Origin of the sequence: Ramlibacter ginsenosidimutans, assembly GCF_016654015.1 — a bacterium.
In the GTDB taxonomy this organism is placed as follows: Bacteria; Pseudomonadota; Gammaproteobacteria; order Burkholderiales; family Burkholderiaceae_C; genus Ramlibacter; species Ramlibacter ginsenosidimutans.
This window is the reverse complement of the sequence record NZ_JAEPWM010000004.1, coordinates 126,437-143,206: the sequence shown is the minus strand read 5'-3', so window position 1 is coordinate 143,206 and position 16,770 is coordinate 126,437. Positions and strand designations below refer to the sequence as shown.

Genomic DNA, 16,770 nt, shown 5'->3' with positions numbered 1-16,770 from the left:
CACATCGCACGTCTTGCGATGACGAGGGGGGTGGATGAAGCAGTTCCTGGTGCGGGCGACGCTCGCTTTCGCGTTGCTCTGGATGCTTGTTGGCTGCGGAGGCGGCGGCAGCGGCGGGACCAGTGCAGTAGGCACGTCGTCCAGCCAGACCGCGGACCCGGGCCCCAGCCAGAACGCGGTCAACACGCCGCCCGCCAGCCCGGCGCAGGTGCAAATGCAGCTGTTCGTGACCGATATCGGCCAAGGCACGCTCACGGCGCTGCCGGCGTGGACGTCGAACTCCGGGTCCAGCTTGTCGGCGCAGAAGAATCTCGCCATTTCCAACTTGCGCGACCCGCTCGCCTACGACTCCAGCCACGACCTGCTCTATGCGATGTCGGCGGCGTCCGTGCTTGTCTACGCCCAGGCAAGCGCCCTGACCGAAACCGCGACGCCAGCCCGGACCATCACGCTGCCATCGGACTGGCTCTGGGGGAACGCGATGGTCCTCGATGGCGCCCACGACACCCTGTACGTGGCGGGCAGCCGCAGATACGACGACCAGGTCCTGGTCGTGCCGCAGGCAAGCGGCGCCAGCGGGCCCGTGGTGCCTGCCCGGGTCCTCACGATCAACGACGGCGCGCACGGCATCGCGCTGGATCCCGGCCGCGCCACCCTGTACGTCATCGGATCCACCACGGGAGTTCATGTGTTCCCGAACATCGACTCCGCCAGCGGCACGGTGTTTGCGGCGCGGCACCTGCTCTTGCCGATCGCAGTGACCGGAATCGCCATCGACCCCGGCCGCGACCGGCTGTATGCAGCCGACCCGTCCGGTGGTGTCACGATCGTGAACGGTGCCAGCGCCGCGTCGCCGGTCACGGTCGGGACCGTGGCGCTGCCGAACGCGCGAGTGGTCGCGGTCGATGCCGCCCAGGACCGTTTGTATGTCGGTGCGTATGACAAGGCCTATGTCCTGGGCCACGCGAGCACCCTGGCCGCGGGTACCTCGGTTCCAGGGGCAGCGCTGGTCGGGGCATCGGGAAGCTCGGTCGGCGGCTTCGCCTTCCCCTGAGAAACGTGACGGGCACAGCAGGCGGCGCGACTCCGGACTGCAGCCACGCGATCCGCGCAGGCTGCGTTGCGTGAACGACTGCCTTGCGTGCGTTGTTCACGCAGGGAAAACCCCGGCCTGACGGAATCCTGTCATTCCTAGAATCGGGCGACTCTCGCGCGTCAATACGAAAGTTTGGCAAACGGGGCTCATGCAACCCGAACTTCTTAGAACCAGGAGTCTTCATGGACCGTCGTTCCCTCATCAAGCAGGCCGGCATCGCGGGCGTCCTCGCCACGGGCATCGCGCCAGCCGTGCACGCGCAGGCCGCGATCCGCTGGCGCCTGGCTTCGTCCTTTCCGCGTTCGCTGGACACGATCTTCGGCGCGGCCGAAGTGTTCTCCGCGCGCGTGAAGGCCCTGTCCGGCGGCAAGTTCGAGGTCAGCACCCACGCCGCCGGCGAGCTGATGCCCGCGTTCGGCGTGGTCGACGGCGTGCAGCAGGGCACGGTGGAAATGGCGCACACGGCGCCCTACTACTTCTTCGGCAAGAACGAGGTGTTCGCCCTTGGCTGCGCGATTCCCTTCGGCCTGAACAGCCGCCAGATGACGGCGTGGATGTTCGAGGGCAACGGCCTGAAGCTGATGCGCGAGTTCTACGCCAAGTACAACATCGTCAACTTCCCCGGCGGCAACACCGGCTGCCAGATGGGTGGCTGGTACCGCAAGGAGATCAAGTCCGCCGCCGACATGAAGGGCCTGAAGTTCCGCGTCGGCGGCTTCGCGGGCAAGGTGATCGAGCGCATGGGCGGCGTGCCGCAGAACATCCCGGGCGGCGAGATCTACCAGGCGCTGGAGAAGGGCACCATCGACGCGGCCGAGTGGGTGGGTCCGTATGACGACCTGAAGCTCGGTTTCAACAAGGTCGCGCCCAACTACTACTACCCCGGCTGGTGGGAAGGCGGTCCGCAGCTGGACTTCTTCGTCAACGACAAGGCCTACAACGCCCTGTCCGCGGAGAACAAGGCCATCGTGGAATCGGCCGCGACCGAGGCGCACGTGATCATGCAGGCGCGCTACGACGCCCGCAACCCGGCCGCGCTGAAGACGCTGGTCGCCGGTGGCACCAAGCTGCGCGCCTTCTCCAACGACCTGATGTCCACCGCGTTCAAGCACTCCATGGCGCTGTACAGCGAGCTGAGCGCCAAGAACCCGGACTGGAACAAGATCTACGCCGACTACTCCAAGTTCCGCGCCGAGCAGAACCTCTGGTTCCGCTTCACCGAAGCCACCTTCGACCGCTTCATGCAGGCCCAGAAGCTCTGACCCGGCCCGCGGCGGCTTCGGTCGCCATGGGAACCTTATGATCCGCCCCGGTCATCCGCCGGGGCGTTTTTTTTGCAGGCGGCGTCGATGATCCGCCGCGCCACCGCGGCAGCAGAAGGAGAAAATTCGCCATGGATCGTCGTTCCGTCCTGAGGCGCACTGGCATCGCCGGCGTGCTCGCCGCCGGCATCGCCCCGGCGGTGCACGCGCAGGCCACCATCCGCTGGCGGCTGGCATCGTCGTTTCCCAAGTCGCTGGACACCATCTACGGCGCCGCCGAGGTCTTTTCGAAGCAGGTGAAGGCCATGACCGCCGGCCGGTTCGAGATTTCCGTGCACCCGGCCGGCGAGCTGATGCCTGCGTTCGGCGTCGTGGACGGCGTGCAGCACGGCACGGTCGAGGCCTGCCATACCGTGCCCTACTATTTCTTCGGCAAGGACGAGACCTTCGCCATCGGCGCAGCCATCCCGTTCGGCCTGAACAGCCGGCAGATGAGCGCGTGGATGTTCGAAGGCAACGGCCTGAAGCTGATGCGCGAGTTCTACGCGAACTACAACATGGTCAGCTTCCCGGGTGGCAACACCGGCTCGCAGATGGGAGGCTGGTTCCGCAAGGAGATCAGGTCGCTGGCCGACATGAAGGGCCTGAAGTTCCGCATCGGCGGCTTCGCCGGCCGGATCATCGAGCGCATGGGCGGCGTGCCGCAGAGCATCCCCGGCGGCGACATCTACCAGGCGCTGGAGAAGGGGACCATCGACGCGGCGGAGTGGGTGGGTCCCTACGACGACCTGAAGCTCGGGTTCAACAAGGTCGCGCCCTTCTATTACTACCCCGGCTGGTGGGAGGGCGGCCCGCAGGTCGACTTCTTCATCAATCGCAAGGCCTGGGCCGCGCTGCCCGCGGAGTACAAGGCGATCGTCGAGGCGGCCTCGGGTTTCACGCACGTGGACATGCAGGCCAAGTACGACGCGCGCAACCCCGCGGCGCTGAAGACGCTGGTCGCGCAGGGCGCCAGGCTGCGTCCGTTCCCGAACGACGTGATGGCCCAGTCGTTCAAGGTGTCCATGCAGGTGTACGAGGAGCTGTCCGCGAAGAATCCGAACTGGAAGAAGGTCTACGCGGACTACACCCGGTTCCGCGCCGACCAGAACCTCTGGTTCCGCTTCACGGAGGCGACCTTCGACCGCTTCATGCAATCGCAGAGGTTGTGAGGAGGGCCCCGCGCAGGTTTCGCGCTCCTGTCGAGATGCCAGCTTCCTGACAGCTTTGTGACGCCGGTCGGCGCATCATGCGCGCCACACATTTGTCGATTGCAGTCAGGAGCCGCTTTCCATGGACCGTCGTTCCCTCATGAAGCGCGCCGGCATCGCCGGCGTGCTCGCTTCCGGTGTCGCACCCGCGGTGCACGCGCAGGCCGCGGTGCGCTGGCGCCTCGCTTCCTCCTTTCCCAAGTCGCTGGACACCATCTTCGGCAGCGCCGAAGTGATGTCCAAGACGGTGAAGGATCTCTCCGGCGGCAAGTTCGACATTTCCGTGCACGCCGGCGGCGAGCTCATGCCGGCCTTCGGCGTGGTCGATGCACTGGAGAACAGCACGATCGAGATGGCGCAGACCGCGCCGTACTACTTCACGGGCAAGGACCCGATCTTCGCCTTCGGCTGCGCCGTGCCCTTCGGGCTGACCGCGCGCCAGATGGACGCGTGGATGGAGCACGGCAACGGCCGCAAGCTGATGGACGCGTTCTACGCGAAGCACAACATCAAGAGCTTCAGCGCCGGCAACACCGGCACGCAGATGGGCGGCTGGTTCCGCAAGGAGATCAAGAGCGTCGCCGACCTGAAGGGCCTGAAGATGCGCATGGGCGGCGGCCTGCTCGGCGAAGCGATGGCGAAGCTGGGCGTCGTGTCGCAGAACATGCCGGCCGGCGAGGTGTACCAGTCGCTGGAGAAGGGCACGCTGGATGCCACCGAGTTCGTCGGCCCCTACGACGACGAGAAGCTGGGCTTCAACAAGGTCGCGCCGTATTACTACTATCCGGGCTGGTGGGAAGGCGGGGCGGAGCTGGAGTTCTTCGTGAACACCAAGGCCTATGCCGCGCTGTCGCCGGAGAACAAGGCGATCCTGCAGGCTGCCTGCAACGTGGCCGCGCGCGACATGCTCGCGAAGTACGACGCCGTGAACCCCATCGCGCTGAAGCGCCTGGTGGCCAACAAGACGCAGCTCAAGGCCTTCCCCAAGGACGTGCTGCAGGCCGGCTACAAGGCCTCGATGGAAGTGTTCGCCGAGCACGAGGCGAAGTCGCCCGAGTTCAAGACCATCCACCAGGACATGCGCGCCTTCCAGCGCGACCAGCTGCTGTGGAGCCGCTTCTCGGAGTACTACTTCGACAGCTTCATGATGTCGACGAAAGTCTGAGAGCCGACCCGCGTCGCGAAACGGCCGCCCTCGGGCGGCCTTTTTCTTTTCGCTGCCCGTGTAGGCATCTGCGCCAGATCAGTCTCTTTGGAACGCAGAGGACGCAAAGGTTACGCAGAGGGCGCAGAACATCCTTCTTCAAGGTTTTCTCTGCGTCCTCTGCGTAACCTCTGCGCACTCTGCGTTCTCCTTTTCGATCATCCGTCCCAGCTCCCTCAAAGGCCGCCCAGACCCCGCCCCCAGCCCCCCATCGTTCTAAGGGATCACCCTCATGCGCTAATTCACCAGTTAGTGAATAGTGGCGGGATGACGGAAGCTGCCAAGGACCTGCCCGCGCGCATCGCGGACGTCACCGCGCTGGAGGAATTGCTGAGCCGGCCTTCGCCGGAACTGGTGCAGGCGCTGCAGCAGGTGCCCGGCGACATCATGGTGCTGGGCGTCGGCGGCAAGATGGGCCCGACGCTGGCGCGGATGGCCAAGCGCGCCAGCCCCGAGCGGCGGGTGATCGGCGTCGCGCGTTTTTCCGAACCGGGCCTGCGCGAGCAACTGCAGGCGGCCGGTGTCGAGTGCATCACCGCCGACCTGCTCTCGCGCGAGGCGCTCGCGGGGCTGCCCGACGCACCCAACATCGTGTTCATGGCCGGACGCAAGTTCGGCTCCACCGGCAGCGAGTGGCTGACCTGGGCGATGAACGCGCATGTGCCCGCCTTGGTCGCCGAGCGCTTCCCGCGTTCGCGCATCGTCGCCTTCTCCACCGCCTGCGTTTATCCCTTCGTCCCCAGCGACGGCGACGGCGCGCCGGAGTCCATGCCGCCCACCGCGCCCTCGGGCGAGTACGCCAATTCCTGCGTGGCGCGCGAGCGCATGTTCGAGCACTTCTCGCACGAGCTCGGCACGCCGGGCCGGCTGCTGCGCCTGTCGTATGCCATCGACATGCGCTACGGCGTGCTGCACGACATCGCGCAGAAGCTGCTGCGCAAGCAGCTGATCGACCTCTCCATGGGCCATGCGAACGTGATCTGGCAGGGCGAGGCGAACGACTGGACCCTGCGTTCGCTCGCGCACTGCACCGCGCCGACCTCGCCGTTGAACCTGAGCGGCCCCAGGGTGAGCATCCGCGAGCTCGCCTGCGAGCTGGGCGAGCGCATGAACGTCGCGCCGGTGTTCACCGGCTACGAGGCCAAGACGGCGTGGCTGGTCGACTGCAAGGAAGCCTTCCGCCTGTTCGGCGAGCCGCGGGTGAGTCTCTCGCGCATGCTGGAGTGGACGGCCGACTGGGTGCAGCACGGTGGCGCTTCCCTGAACAAGCCCACGCACTACGAAGCGCGCGACGGAAAGTATTGACCCGCCCTGAAGCGCCTCGGGCGCCTCCCCCTCGCGGAGGCGCCCCAGCGGCCCGGCCAAGCCGGTTCCGCGGCGGCACCGGACACTAGCCTTGAGATGATCGACCATGCGTTGGACTGAACTGCCACCGGAAAGCCTCGCCGTCCTGCGGCGCGGCGCGGCCATCCCCGCGCACCTGCTGGCGCTGGATGCCAACCGCAAGCTCGATGCGCGCCGCCAGCGCGCGCTGACGCGCTACTACCTCGACGCCGGTGCGGGCGGCGTCGCCGTCGGCGTGCACTCCACGCAATTCGCGATCCGCGACGTCGGGCTGTACGAGCCGGTGCTGGAGCTCGCGATGCAGACCGCGCGCGAGTGGGAGCCGCTCGGCGGCCGCAGGCCGCTGTTCATGGTCGCGGGTCTCGCCGGCAGGACGGAGCAGGCCGTGCGCGAGGCGCGCATCGCACGCGGCCTTGGCTACCACGCGGGGCTCCTGAGCCTCGCCGCCATGAAGGGCGCGAGCGAGGACGAACTGGAGGCGCACTGCCGTGCGGTCGCGGCGGAGTTCCCGCTGGTGGGCTTCTACCTGCAGCCTGCGGTCGGCGGCATTGCGCTCTCGATGGATTTCTGGCGCCGGTTCGCGCTGATCGACAACGTCGTCGCGATCAAGATGGCGCCCTTCAACCGCTACCGCACGGTGGACGTGATCCGCGGCGTCGTGGCTGCGCGCGCGGAGGAACGGGTGACGCTCTACACCGGCAACGACGACCACATCGTGCTCGACCTGGTGACGCCGTTCCGGTTCGTGCGCGATGGCCAGCCGGTCACGGTGCGCGTGAAGGGCGGGCTGCTCGGGCACTGGAGCGTCTGGACGCAAGCAGCCGTGCAACTGCTAGCTCGCCTGCACCTGGCCGTGGAGTCCGGCGGCGTGCCGCTGGACCTGCTTGCACTGGACAGCCAGGTCACGGACTGCAATGCGGCCCTGTTCGACGTGGCGCACGACTTCCATGGCTGCATCGCGGGTTGCCACGAGATCCTGCGTCGCCAGGGACTGCTGCAAGGCACGTGGTGCCTCGACGCCGGCGAAGGCCTGAGCCCGGGGCAGGCGGAGGAACTGACGCGCGTGCAGCGCGACTACCCGCACCTGACGGATGATGCCTTCGTCGCCGCGCATCGTGAGCGTTGGCTGGCCTGAACAAAGTGCCTGCGCATCCGGGCAAGCGGCGTTGACAGGCTGGTGGCCCTCACCTTTTAATTAACCAATTAGGGAATTAACCCGGAGACCTCGATGAACAAGCGCTTCTTCCTCCATGCCCTCGCCGCCGGCGCGGTGCTGGCCATTTCGCTGCCGGCTGCCGCACAGAACTGGAAGCCCACGCGTCCGATCAACCTGATCGTGCCCTGGGCGGCGGGCGGCTCGACCGACCAGGTGACGCGCGTCACCGCGGCCGAACTGGAGAAGGCGCTGGGCCAGACCATCGTGATCGTGAACCAGCCGGGCGCATCGGGCGCCATCGGCACCAAGAGCGCGCTGGACGCGCCGAAGGACGGCTACACCTGGACGGCCGGTGCGGCGCAGGACCTGGGCGCGTACCAGTCGCTCGGCTCGGTGAACACCAGCATCAAGGACTGGCACCTGTTCCTCAACGTGGCCAACGTGCAGGTGATCGGCGTGAATCCCTCGCGTCCCTGGCACACCGCGAAGGAGCTGCTGGACGACATGCACAAGCGCCCGGGGCAGATCAGCGTCGCCACCGCGGGCGTGACCTCCGCCGCGCACGCCGCGATGGACGAGATCGTCAAGGCCACCGGCGTGAAGTACAAGGAAGTCTCCTATGACGGCGGCAATCCCGCCGTGGTCGCCACCGTCGCCGGCGAAGCCGACCTCACCACGCAGCTCGCCGTGGAGCAGGCCGACATGATCCGCGGCAAGCGCCTGCGCCCGCTCGCGGTCGTGAGCAACAAGCCGCTCGAACTCGAAGGCTACGGCACCATCCCGCCGCTGTCGGCCACCGTGCCCGGCTTCCATGCCCCGGCCAACTACTTCGGCATCTTCATTCCCAAGGGCGTGCCCGACGAGGTGGTGAAGACGGTGGAGCGCCTCTGGGCGCAGAACATCGCCAAGAGCGAGGCGCTGAAGAAGTACGCGACCAGCCGCGGCGCGCTGTTCGATCCGCTCTACGGCGAGGAAGCGCAGAAGGCCGTGTGGCCCGCGGTGCAGGCCAATGCCTGGAACCTGCATGCGAGCGGCAAGACCAAGGTCTCGCCCGACACCGTCGGCATCCCCAAGCCCTGAGGACGCAGCACCCATGACCGATCCCGCCCTCGTGCCCGAGCACTCGGTCGCCCTCGGCACCGACGAGGAGCCCGCGTCCGCGCGCGCCGACCTGCACGATGCGATCGGCTGGATCGTCCTGGGCGCCGCCGTGCTGGTCGGGTCCATCACCATGGACCGCCTGCAGTCGCAGAACATCAACCCGGTCACGGTGCCCGGCCTGCTGCCCGGACTGCTCGGGATCGCGATGATCCTGCTGGGCGGCGTCATGGGCCTGCGCAGCTGGCGGCGGGGCGCCGCGCACGAAGCGATCGCCGCAGCGACGCCGCACCGGCGCGAAGAGCGCAAGCGCGTCGTCATCGCGGTGCTGCTGTGCGTCGGCTACGGCGTCGTGCTGGTGGGCCACGGCATCCCGTTCTGGCTCGCATCCTCGATCTACGTCACCGCTTCCATCCTGATCTTCCAGCGCATCAGCCCGGACCCCGCCGAGCGCCGCCTCGACGCGAAGTCGTGGGCCAAGGCGCTGGTGATCGGCGTCGCTGCTTCGGCGGTCACCTGGCTCGTGTTCGAGCGCGTGTTCCTGGTCCGCCTGCCCTGACGGGCCCTCATTCCGTTTCCCATGCTGCAAGGACTGCACGACCTCGGCGCCGCGTACTGGAGCTTCATGAACCCGCTCACGCTCCTGTACGGGCTGGGCGGGGCGTTCGTGGGCATCATCATGGGCATCCTGCCGGGGCTGTCGGCGACGCTGGCCATCGCGCTGCTCACGACGCTCACGATCAAGCTCCAGGCCAACGACGCGATCCTGGTGCTGATCTGCTCCTATGTCGGCGCGCTGTACGGCGGCTCGCGCACGGCCATCCTGTTGAACATCCCGGGAACCGCGGCGAACGCGGCTTCGTGCGCGGACGGCTACGCGCTCGCGCAGCAAGGGCAGGCGGGCCGCGCGATCGGCATCGCGACCTCCGGCGCCTTCGTGTCGACGCTGATCGGCGTGCTGTGCCTGGCGCTGTTCACGCCGACGCTGTCGGAAGTCGCCCTGCAGTTCGGCGCTTTCGAATTCTTCTGGCTGGCGCTGTTCGGCGTCACGCTGTCCGGCAGCATCGTCGGCGGCGACCCGCTCAAGGGCTGGCTGATGGGCCTGCTGGGCCTGTTCCTCGCGCAGGTGGGGCAGGAAAGCCTCTATGCGTACAACCGCTTCACGTTCGGATGGGACGAACTGGCGGGCGGCATCGCCCTGATCCCGGCGCTGGTCGGTGCCTTCGGCCTCGCCGAAGTGCTGACGACCCTGTCCGATCCCATCGAGCGCAAGATCGCGGACCTGAAGGACTCGGTGCTGCCACGCTGGCGCGAGATCCTGCAATACCGCTGGACCGTGCTGCGCTCGGGGATCATCGGCGTGCTCACCGGGCTGCTCCCGGGGGTCGGCGAGGACGCCGGCGCCTGGATGTCCTATGCCGCCGCCAAGGCGCTGAGCAAGGAGCCGGAGAAGTTCGGCAAGGGCTCCATCGACGGCCTCATGGCAGCGGAGACCGGCGACATGTCCTCGGTTCCCGGCCACATCATCCCGTGCCTGGCGCTCGGCATCCCGGGCTCCGCGCCGTCCGCGGTGCTGATGGCCGCGATGATCATCCACGGCGTGCAACCCGGCCCGATGCTGATGATCGAGCATCCGCTGTTCATCTACCACGTGGTCGCGATGACCACGCTGGCCTCGATCACCATCCTGCTGTTCGGCCTGTTCGGCGTGCGGCCGCTGCTGCAGGTGCTGAAGGTGCGGCGCGGCATCCTGATGCCGATCGTGTTCCTGCTGTGCACGGTGGGCGCGTTCGCGACCGCCTCGCGCCTGTTCGACATCTACGCCATGCTGGCCATCGGCATCGGCGCGTATTTCCTGCGCCGCCGAGGCTACGAGATGGCGCCGCTGGTGCTGGGCCTGGTGCTCGGTCCGTTGCTGGACAAGAGCCTGCGCCGCGGCCTCGTGCTCTCCGACGGCAGCCTCGCGCCCTTCTTCACGCGGCCGATCGCCGCCGTGTTCGCGGCTGTCACGATCTTTACCATCCTGCTGTATGTGCCGCCTTTCAAGGCGGGCGTGAACCGCGTGCGTGCCGGCGTCATGCGCCTGCTGCGCGGCGGGCGGCCGCGACGCGCGTAAGCTGCGTCCATGCGATTCGCGCTCTGCAACGAGGTCCTGCAGCCTCTTCCATTCCCGCAGCAATGCAAGCTGGCGGCCGACCTGGGCTACGACGGCCTGGAGCTCGCGCCCTTCACGCTGGCCGACGACCCGACCGAGCTCACCGACGCCGAGATCGCGGGCTACCGCCGCACGGCGGAGGACCACGGCCTGACGATCTTCGGCCTGCACTGGCTGCTGGTCGCGCCTGCGGGTCTCTCCATCGTGTCGCCCGACGCGGCGCTGCGCCAGCGCACCAAGGAGGTCATGGTGCGGCTGGTGGAACTCTGCGCCGCGCTCGGCGGCAGCTACCTGGTCCACGGATCGCCCAAGCAGCGCAGCGTGCCCGAAGGCAGCACGCGCGAACAGGCGCTGGAGCGCGCGCGTGAGTGCCTCTCCGGCGCTGCGGCAGCAGCTGCGCGCTGCGGCGTCACCTATTGCCTGGAGCCCCTGGCGCGGCGCGAGACCGACCTGTTCAACACGGTCGAGGAATGCGCGGCGCTGGTCGAGGAGATCGGTTCGCCGGCCCTGCGCACGATGGTCGACTGCAGCGCCGCCGGCCAGACCGAAAAATTGCCGGTGCACGAAGTGATGGCGCAGTGGATGCCGCGCGGCGTGATCGGCCACGTGCAGGTGAACGACCCGAATCGCCGCGGGCCGGGGCAGGGCGCGCTCGACTTCGGCCCGGTGCTGCGCGTGCTGCGCGACATGGAAGCGCAAGGGCACTTCCCCGGCATCCTCGGCGTCGAGCCGTTCGACTACGTGCCGGACGGCCCGGGCTGCGCCGCGCACTCCATCGGCTTCCTGCGCGGCGTGCTGCAGGGTCTGCAGGCCCATGGCTGAAGCCCCGTCGTTCACGCTGCGCTCGCTCGAACTGTTCGAGCGACCCGTCACCCTGCGCATGCCGTTCCGCTTCGGCGTGGTCACGCTGCGGGAGGCGCCGCAGGCCTTCGTGCGCGCGGAGATCGCCCTGCCCGACGGGCGCAGCGCGGTTGGCGGCGCCGCGGAACTGATGGCGCCCAAGTGGTTCGACAAGAACCTGGCGCTCTCCAACGAAGACAACTTCGAGCAACTGCGCAGCGTGCTGCGCATGGCGCGCGACGCCTACTTGGCGGACCGCCAGCCCGCGACGGCCTTCGGCCACTTCGCCCGCCACCACGAAGCGCACGAGCGCGCGGCCGCCGCGCAGGGGTTCAACCCGCTGCTCGCGAACTATGGGCCGGCATTGGTCGACCGCGCGATCCTCGACGCCTTGTGCCGCGCCCTCGGTGTGTCGTTCTACTCCGCGATGCACGCCAATCTCGCGGGCATGGGCGCCGTCCTGCCGCAGTTCGCAGGCTTCGCCTGGAACGAGTTCCTCGCCGGCCTGCAGCCCGCCGCGAGCATCCACGCGCGCCACACGGTGGGCCTGGTGGATGCGATCACCGCGGCGGACCAGACGGAGCGGGTCGGCGACGGGCTGCCCGAGACGCTCGAGGACGTGGTGCGCGTGTACGGGCACCGCTACTTCAAGCTCAAGGTCGCCGGCAAGGTGGACGCGGACCTCGACCGGCTGCAGGCCATCGCCGCCGTGCTGGACCGCCTGCCGCATCCGTACTACGCATCCCTCGACGGCAACGAGCAGTACGAGAGCGCGCAGGGCGTGCAGGAGCTGGTGCGCGGCATCCAGGGCCGCGCGTCGCTGCGCAGGCTGTGGGACGCCATCCTCTTCATCGAGCAGCCGATCGCGCGCAAGCTCGCGCTCGACGTCGACCTGCGCAGCGTGGACCTGGGCAAGCCGGTGATCGTCGACGAATCGGACGGCGAGCTGCAAAGCTTCGTGCAGGCGCGTGCGCACGGCTACGCAGGCATCTCTTCGAAGACCTGCAAGGGCTTCTACAAGTCGGTGCTGAATGCGGCGCGCTGTGCGGCCTGGAACCGGGAAGAGGCCACGCCCCGCTACTTCCTCTCCGCCGAAGACCTGACCACGCAGGCGGGCCTCTCCGTGCAGCAGGACCTCGCGCTGGTGAACCTGCTCGGCATCCGCCACGTGGAGCGCAACGGCCACCACTACGTCGACGGTATGGCGGCCTTGCCGCAGGCGGAGCAGGACGCCTTCCTGCACGCGCACCCGGACCTGTACGAGCGCAGCCACGGCGCCGTGCGACTGCGCATCCGCGACGGCGAAATCGCGCTCGCGTCGCTCGCTGTGCCGGGCTTCGCGAGCGGCGTGCTGCCGGAGTTCCGGGACATGCGCGCGATCTGAAAGACCAACAACCGGACGCAGAGGACGCAAAGGTTTCGCAGAGGACGCAAAAGAATACCCTTTCAAGGTTTTCCTTTGCAGGTTGGTTTTCCTTTTGCGTCCTCTGCGTGATCTCTGCGTCCTCTGCGTCCGGTTGTTTGGTTTGTACTGCCTGATCAAAGCACCAGAAACGCCAGCGCCGCAATCGCCGTCGGCCCCAGCGCGCCCAGCAACAGCCCGCCCGCGCCGACCGTTGCGTCCTGGAAGCCGTTGCGCAGCAAGGCCACGCCGGCCGGATTCGGTGCGTTGGCGATGACGGTCAGGCCGCCGCCCGCCACCGCGCCGGCGACCAGTGCATAGCGTGCTGCGGACGACAGCCCCTCGATGAGCGATCCGAGATAGGTGAGGGCGGCGTTGTCGGTCACGGCCGTCAGCGCGAGCGCGCCGAAGAACAGCGACTGCGCATCGAGGCCGGAGACCAGCGGCTCCAGCCACCAGTCCTGCATTCCGCCCAGCACCACCAGGCCCGCGAGGAAGAAGGCCACCAGCAAGGCCTCCTTGATCAGCAGCGGCCGCTGGAAGCGCGCATACGCAGTCGTGAAGCCGAGGAAGAACAGGAACAGCGCGAAGAAGACGACCCGGTGGTGCGCCGTGAGCACCACGGCGGCCAGGAATGCCAGGTGCACCAGCCGCACCGTGGCGGGCACGGCCGGCCCGTCGTCCTGGGTGGCGGCCGGCGGCAGCTCGCGCAGGGCGTTGCGCAGGAACCAGCAGGCGATCGTCGCGTTCACCAGCACCGCGAGCGCCGCCTTCCAGCCGAAAGTCGAGGCCATGAAGGCCGAGTCCCAGTCCCACGTGCCCGCGACCATCAGCACCGGCGGTGCGGCATACGAGGTGAGTACACCGCCGATCGAGACGTTCACGAACAGCACGCCGAGCGCGAGGTACTTGTGCCGCTCCGCCACCTCGATGCGGAACACGCGCGGGGCGAGCAGCAAGGCGGACATCGTCATCGCCGCCGGCTCCGTGACCAGGGAGCCGAGCAGCGGCAGCACGGCCAGGCAGACCCAGGCCACGGCGAGTTCGCGCTGCACGGGCAACAGGCGCGCCAGCCAGTCCACGGCGGCCCGCAGCGTGACCAGCACGGGATGCGACGCTGCGATCACCATGATGACGAACACGAACAGGGGCTCGGTGAACTCGCGCGTCTCGACGTAATCGACCGCGCTGCGCCAGCTGGTGAGCGCGGTCAGCACCAGCACGAGCACCATAGCCCAGAAGCCGAACACCACCTCCACTTCGCCCAGCAGGTGGAACAGCCCTTCGTGCTGGGGGAACCGGTGCCCGAGCCGCACCAGCTGCCGCGCGGCGAAGGTGTGGAGCAGGGCGACGGCGAACAGGACGGCCGCGGCGATCTCGATGCTGTGCAATGGGATCTCCTGGAAGACGAAGGGCCCCGCAGGGCCCCTCGTCGTGGTCGCCGGCTCCTACTTCTTCTGCGTTCCGAAGAGTTCGTCCATCTTCTTCTGTTCGTCGTCGCTCGACGAAGGCGAGGCCGGCGCACCCGGTTGCGCGTCGGGGGACGGCGGCGCGAACGGGTCGCTGCTGCCCGGCGCCGCGCCCGGCGCGTAGTTGGGCATGTCGGTGGGCATCTCGATCTTGACCTTGTCGAGGTCCACCGCCTTTTCCACGTCACGCGAGACGATCTTGGGGAAGGCGATGATCAGGCCGACCATGATGATCTGGATGATCACGAAGGGCACCGCACCCCAGTAGATCTGCATCGTGCTCACGCCCGCGATGGTCTTGCGCGTGAGCTTGTCCACGTACTCCTTGTCGGGCGCGACGCTGCGCAGGTAGAACAGCGCAAAGCCGAACGGCGGGTGCATGAACGAGGTCTGCATGTTCACGCCCAGCAGCACGCCGAACCAGATCAGGTCGATGCCCAGCTTCTCGGCCACCGGGCCGATCAGCGGCACCACGATGAAGGACAGCTCGAAGAAGTCCAGGAAGAAGGCCAGGAAGAAGATCAGCAGGTTCACCACGATCAGGAAGCCGACCTGGCCGCCCGGCAGGCTGGTGAGCAGCCGCTCGACCCAGCGCGGGCCGTCCACGCCCTGGAACACGAGGCTGAAGAAGGTGGAGCCGATCAGGATGAACACCACGAAGCAGGAGAGCTTGGTGGTCGTGTTCAGCGCCTGCTTCAGCAGCGAGAAGCTCAGGCGCCGGCGGGCGAACGCCATCACCAGCGCGCCGAGCGCGCCCATGGCGCCGCCCTCGGTGGGCGTGGCGATGCCCAGGAAGATGGTGCCCAGCACCAGGAAGATCAGCAGCAGCGGCGGGATCAGCACGAAGGTGACGCGCTCGGCCATCTTCGACAGCAGCCCGAGGCGCGTGACCTTGTTGATCACCGCGATGATGAAGGCGAGCATGACGCCCGCGCAGAGCGACACCACGATGGTCTCGTCGGTCGGCGCCGGCGTGACGGTGTCCGCGTGGTTCATCCAGGCGACGATGCGCGACCAGTTCTCGCCCATCCAGAACGCCAGGCCCGCGGAGATCGCCACCAGCACCAGCAGCGAGACGTTGCCGGTCTTGCCGTTGTCCTCGCGGATGGTGCGCGCCTCCATCGGCAGGGCCGGGGCCCAGGCGGGCTTGAAGATCGCGCAGCCGATCACGTACGCGACGTAGATGCCCGTCAGCGCGAAGCCCGGAATGAAGGCGCCCTTGTACATGTCGCCGACGCTGCGACCCAGCTGGTCGGCCAGCACGATCAGCACCAGCGACGGCGGGATGATCTGCGCCAGCGTGCCCGAGGCCGCAATGACGCCGGTGGCCAGGCGCCGGTCGTAGCCGTAGCGCAGCATGATGGGCAGCGAGATCAGGCCCATGGAGATCACCGAAGCCGCCACGACGCCGGTGGTGGCCGCGAGCAGGGCGCCCACGAAGACCACGGCGATCGCCAGGCCGCCGCGCACCGGCCCGAACAGCTGGCCGATGGTGTCCAGCAGGTCCTCCGCCATGCCGCTGCGTTCCAGCACGAGGCCCATCAGCGTGAAGAAGGGAATGGCCAGCAGCGTGTCGTTCTGCATGATGCCGTAGATGCGCAGCGGCAGCGCCTGCAGCAGCGACTCGGGCAGGATCCCCAGCTCGATACCGACGATGCCGAAGAACAGGCCGCAGGCACCCAGGCTGAACGCCACCGGGAAGCCGAGCAGCATGAACACGATCAGGCCCGCGAACATGATCGGGGCGATGTAGGTCGTGAGGAACAGGATCATCGTTGTGGTCTCCGTCCGCGGGGATCAGGCCTTGGCCTTGGCTTCGGCCAGGCGGCGGATCTCCTCGGCGAGCTCCTCCTCCGCCGATTTCGCATGCACCTTCAGCGTGGGATCGGGGATCAGCCCGCGCAGGAACGCGATGCGCTTGATCAACTCCGACCAGCCTTGCAGCAGCAGCAGCGCGAAGCCCAGGGGCATCATCAGGTAGACCGGCCAGCGGATCAGGCCGCCGGCGTTGGACGACATCTCGCCGGAGTGGAAGCCTTGCAGGAAGAAGGGCACGCCGAAGATCAGCACGACCACGCACATCGGCGTGAGGAAGAAGGCGAAGCCCAGCACGTCGATCCACATGCGCGTGCGGGTCGAGAGCCGCCCATACAGCACGTCGATCTTCACGTGCTCGCCATTGAGCAGCGTGTAGCCGGAGGCGAGCAGGAAGGCCGCGGCGAACAGGTACCACTGCACTTCGAGGTAGGCGTTGGACGAGACGTTGAAGGCCTTGCGCACGGAGGCGTTGATGCCGCTGATGACGGTGGAGCCGAGAATCAGCCAGATCACCCACCGGCCGACCAGGCCGTTCAGCCAGTCGATGGCGCTGGATAGTTTGAGCAAAGCGCGCATGGAGTCTCCGTCGAAGGCCGAGCGAGCCCCGATTGTCAGGTAGAGTAGTAAGAAGGAAATTCTAGGAAGGCCCCTCCGGCCAACCTGACAGCATCGTGAC

Annotated in this window: 14 protein-coding genes; 11 read left to right on the top strand and 3 right to left on the bottom strand. The window is 67.7% G+C overall.

Annotated elements, in window-relative coordinates; translation table 11 throughout:
• Nucleotides 1–34 precede the first annotated feature (34 nt).
• The 11 genes from JJB11_RS11810 to JJB11_RS11760 all read left to right on the top strand — a co-directional run bounded on the left by JJB11_RS11810 (nucleotide 35) and on the right by JJB11_RS11760 (nucleotide 12,789).
• Complete coding sequence (locus tag JJB11_RS11810) at nucleotides 35–1,054, top strand: NHL repeat-containing protein (protein WP_201170906.1); 1,020 nt, start codon at nucleotides 35–37, stop codon at nucleotides 1,052–1,054.
• Nucleotides 1,055–1,278: 224 nt separating this feature from the next.
• A complete protein-coding gene (locus JJB11_RS11805) occupies nucleotides 1,279–2,358 on the top strand; it encodes a TRAP transporter substrate-binding protein (protein ID WP_201170904.1) in 1,080 nt (359 codons plus the stop codon).
• A 131-nt stretch (nucleotides 2,359–2,489) separates the two neighbouring features.
• A complete protein-coding gene (locus JJB11_RS11800; RefSeq protein WP_201170902.1) occupies nucleotides 2,490–3,569 on the top strand; it encodes a TRAP transporter substrate-binding protein in 1,080 nt (359 codons plus the stop codon).
• A 121-nt stretch (nucleotides 3,570–3,690) separates the two neighbouring features.
• A complete protein-coding gene (locus tag JJB11_RS11795; RefSeq protein WP_201170900.1) occupies nucleotides 3,691–4,773 on the top strand; it encodes a TRAP transporter substrate-binding protein in 1,083 nt (360 codons plus the stop codon).
• 306 nt (nucleotides 4,774–5,079) lie between these two features.
• Complete coding sequence (locus JJB11_RS11790) at nucleotides 5,080–6,117, top strand: NAD-dependent epimerase/dehydratase family protein (protein ID WP_201170898.1); 1,038 nt, start codon at nucleotides 5,080–5,082, stop codon at nucleotides 6,115–6,117.
• 106 nt (nucleotides 6,118–6,223) lie between these two features.
• On the top strand, nucleotides 6,224–7,291 hold the full coding sequence (locus JJB11_RS11785; protein ID WP_201170896.1) for a dihydrodipicolinate synthase family protein: 1,068 nt from the start codon (nucleotides 6,224–6,226) through the stop codon (nucleotides 7,289–7,291).
• A gap of 93 nt (nucleotides 7,292–7,384) precedes the next feature.
• A complete protein-coding gene (locus JJB11_RS11780; RefSeq protein WP_201170894.1) occupies nucleotides 7,385–8,392 on the top strand; it encodes a Bug family tripartite tricarboxylate transporter substrate binding protein in 1,008 nt (335 codons plus the stop codon).
• 13 nt (nucleotides 8,393–8,405) lie between these two features.
• Nucleotides 8,406–8,969, top strand: coding sequence for a tripartite tricarboxylate transporter TctB family protein (locus JJB11_RS11775; RefSeq protein WP_201170893.1), 564 nt, complete (start codon nucleotides 8,406–8,408; stop codon nucleotides 8,967–8,969).
• 21 nt (nucleotides 8,970–8,990) lie between these two features.
• On the top strand, nucleotides 8,991–10,526 hold the full coding sequence (locus JJB11_RS11770; protein WP_201170891.1) for a tripartite tricarboxylate transporter permease: 1,536 nt from the start codon (nucleotides 8,991–8,993) through the stop codon (nucleotides 10,524–10,526).
• Nucleotides 10,527–10,535: 9 nt separating this feature from the next.
• The gene (locus tag JJB11_RS11765) at nucleotides 10,536–11,387 is read left to right on the top strand and encodes a sugar phosphate isomerase/epimerase family protein (RefSeq protein ID WP_201170889.1); all 852 of its coding nucleotides are present in this window, start codon (nucleotides 10,536–10,538) and stop codon (nucleotides 11,385–11,387) included.
• Nucleotides 11,380–12,789 carry an enolase-like domain-containing protein gene (locus JJB11_RS11760; protein ID WP_201170888.1) on the top strand — a complete coding sequence of 470 codons (1,410 nt, stop codon included), beginning with the start codon at nucleotides 11,380–11,382 and terminating at the stop codon, nucleotides 12,787–12,789. The genes JJB11_RS11765 and JJB11_RS11760 overlap by 8 nt, the downstream gene beginning before the upstream one ends.
• A gap of 155 nt (nucleotides 12,790–12,944) precedes the next feature.
• On the opposite strand, the gene JJB11_RS11755 is transcribed toward JJB11_RS11760, so the two are convergent.
• From JJB11_RS11755 to JJB11_RS11745, 3 genes are read right to left on the bottom strand one after another with little or no spacing between them, the layout of a single operon-like run.
• On the bottom strand, nucleotides 12,945–14,198 hold the full coding sequence (locus tag JJB11_RS11755) for a putative Na+/H+ antiporter (protein ID WP_201964784.1): 1,254 nt from the start codon (nucleotides 14,196–14,198) through the stop codon (nucleotides 12,945–12,947).
• 57 nt (nucleotides 14,199–14,255) lie between these two features.
• Entirely contained in the window at nucleotides 14,256–16,049 is a 1,794-nt protein-coding gene (locus JJB11_RS11750; protein WP_201170887.1) for a TRAP transporter large permease, read from the bottom strand.
• Nucleotides 16,050–16,073: 24 nt separating this feature from the next.
• Nucleotides 16,074–16,670, bottom strand: a complete 597-nt coding sequence (locus JJB11_RS11745) for a TRAP transporter small permease subunit (RefSeq protein WP_201170886.1) — start codon at nucleotides 16,668–16,670, stop codon at nucleotides 16,074–16,076.
• Nucleotides 16,671–16,770 lie beyond the last annotated feature (100 nt).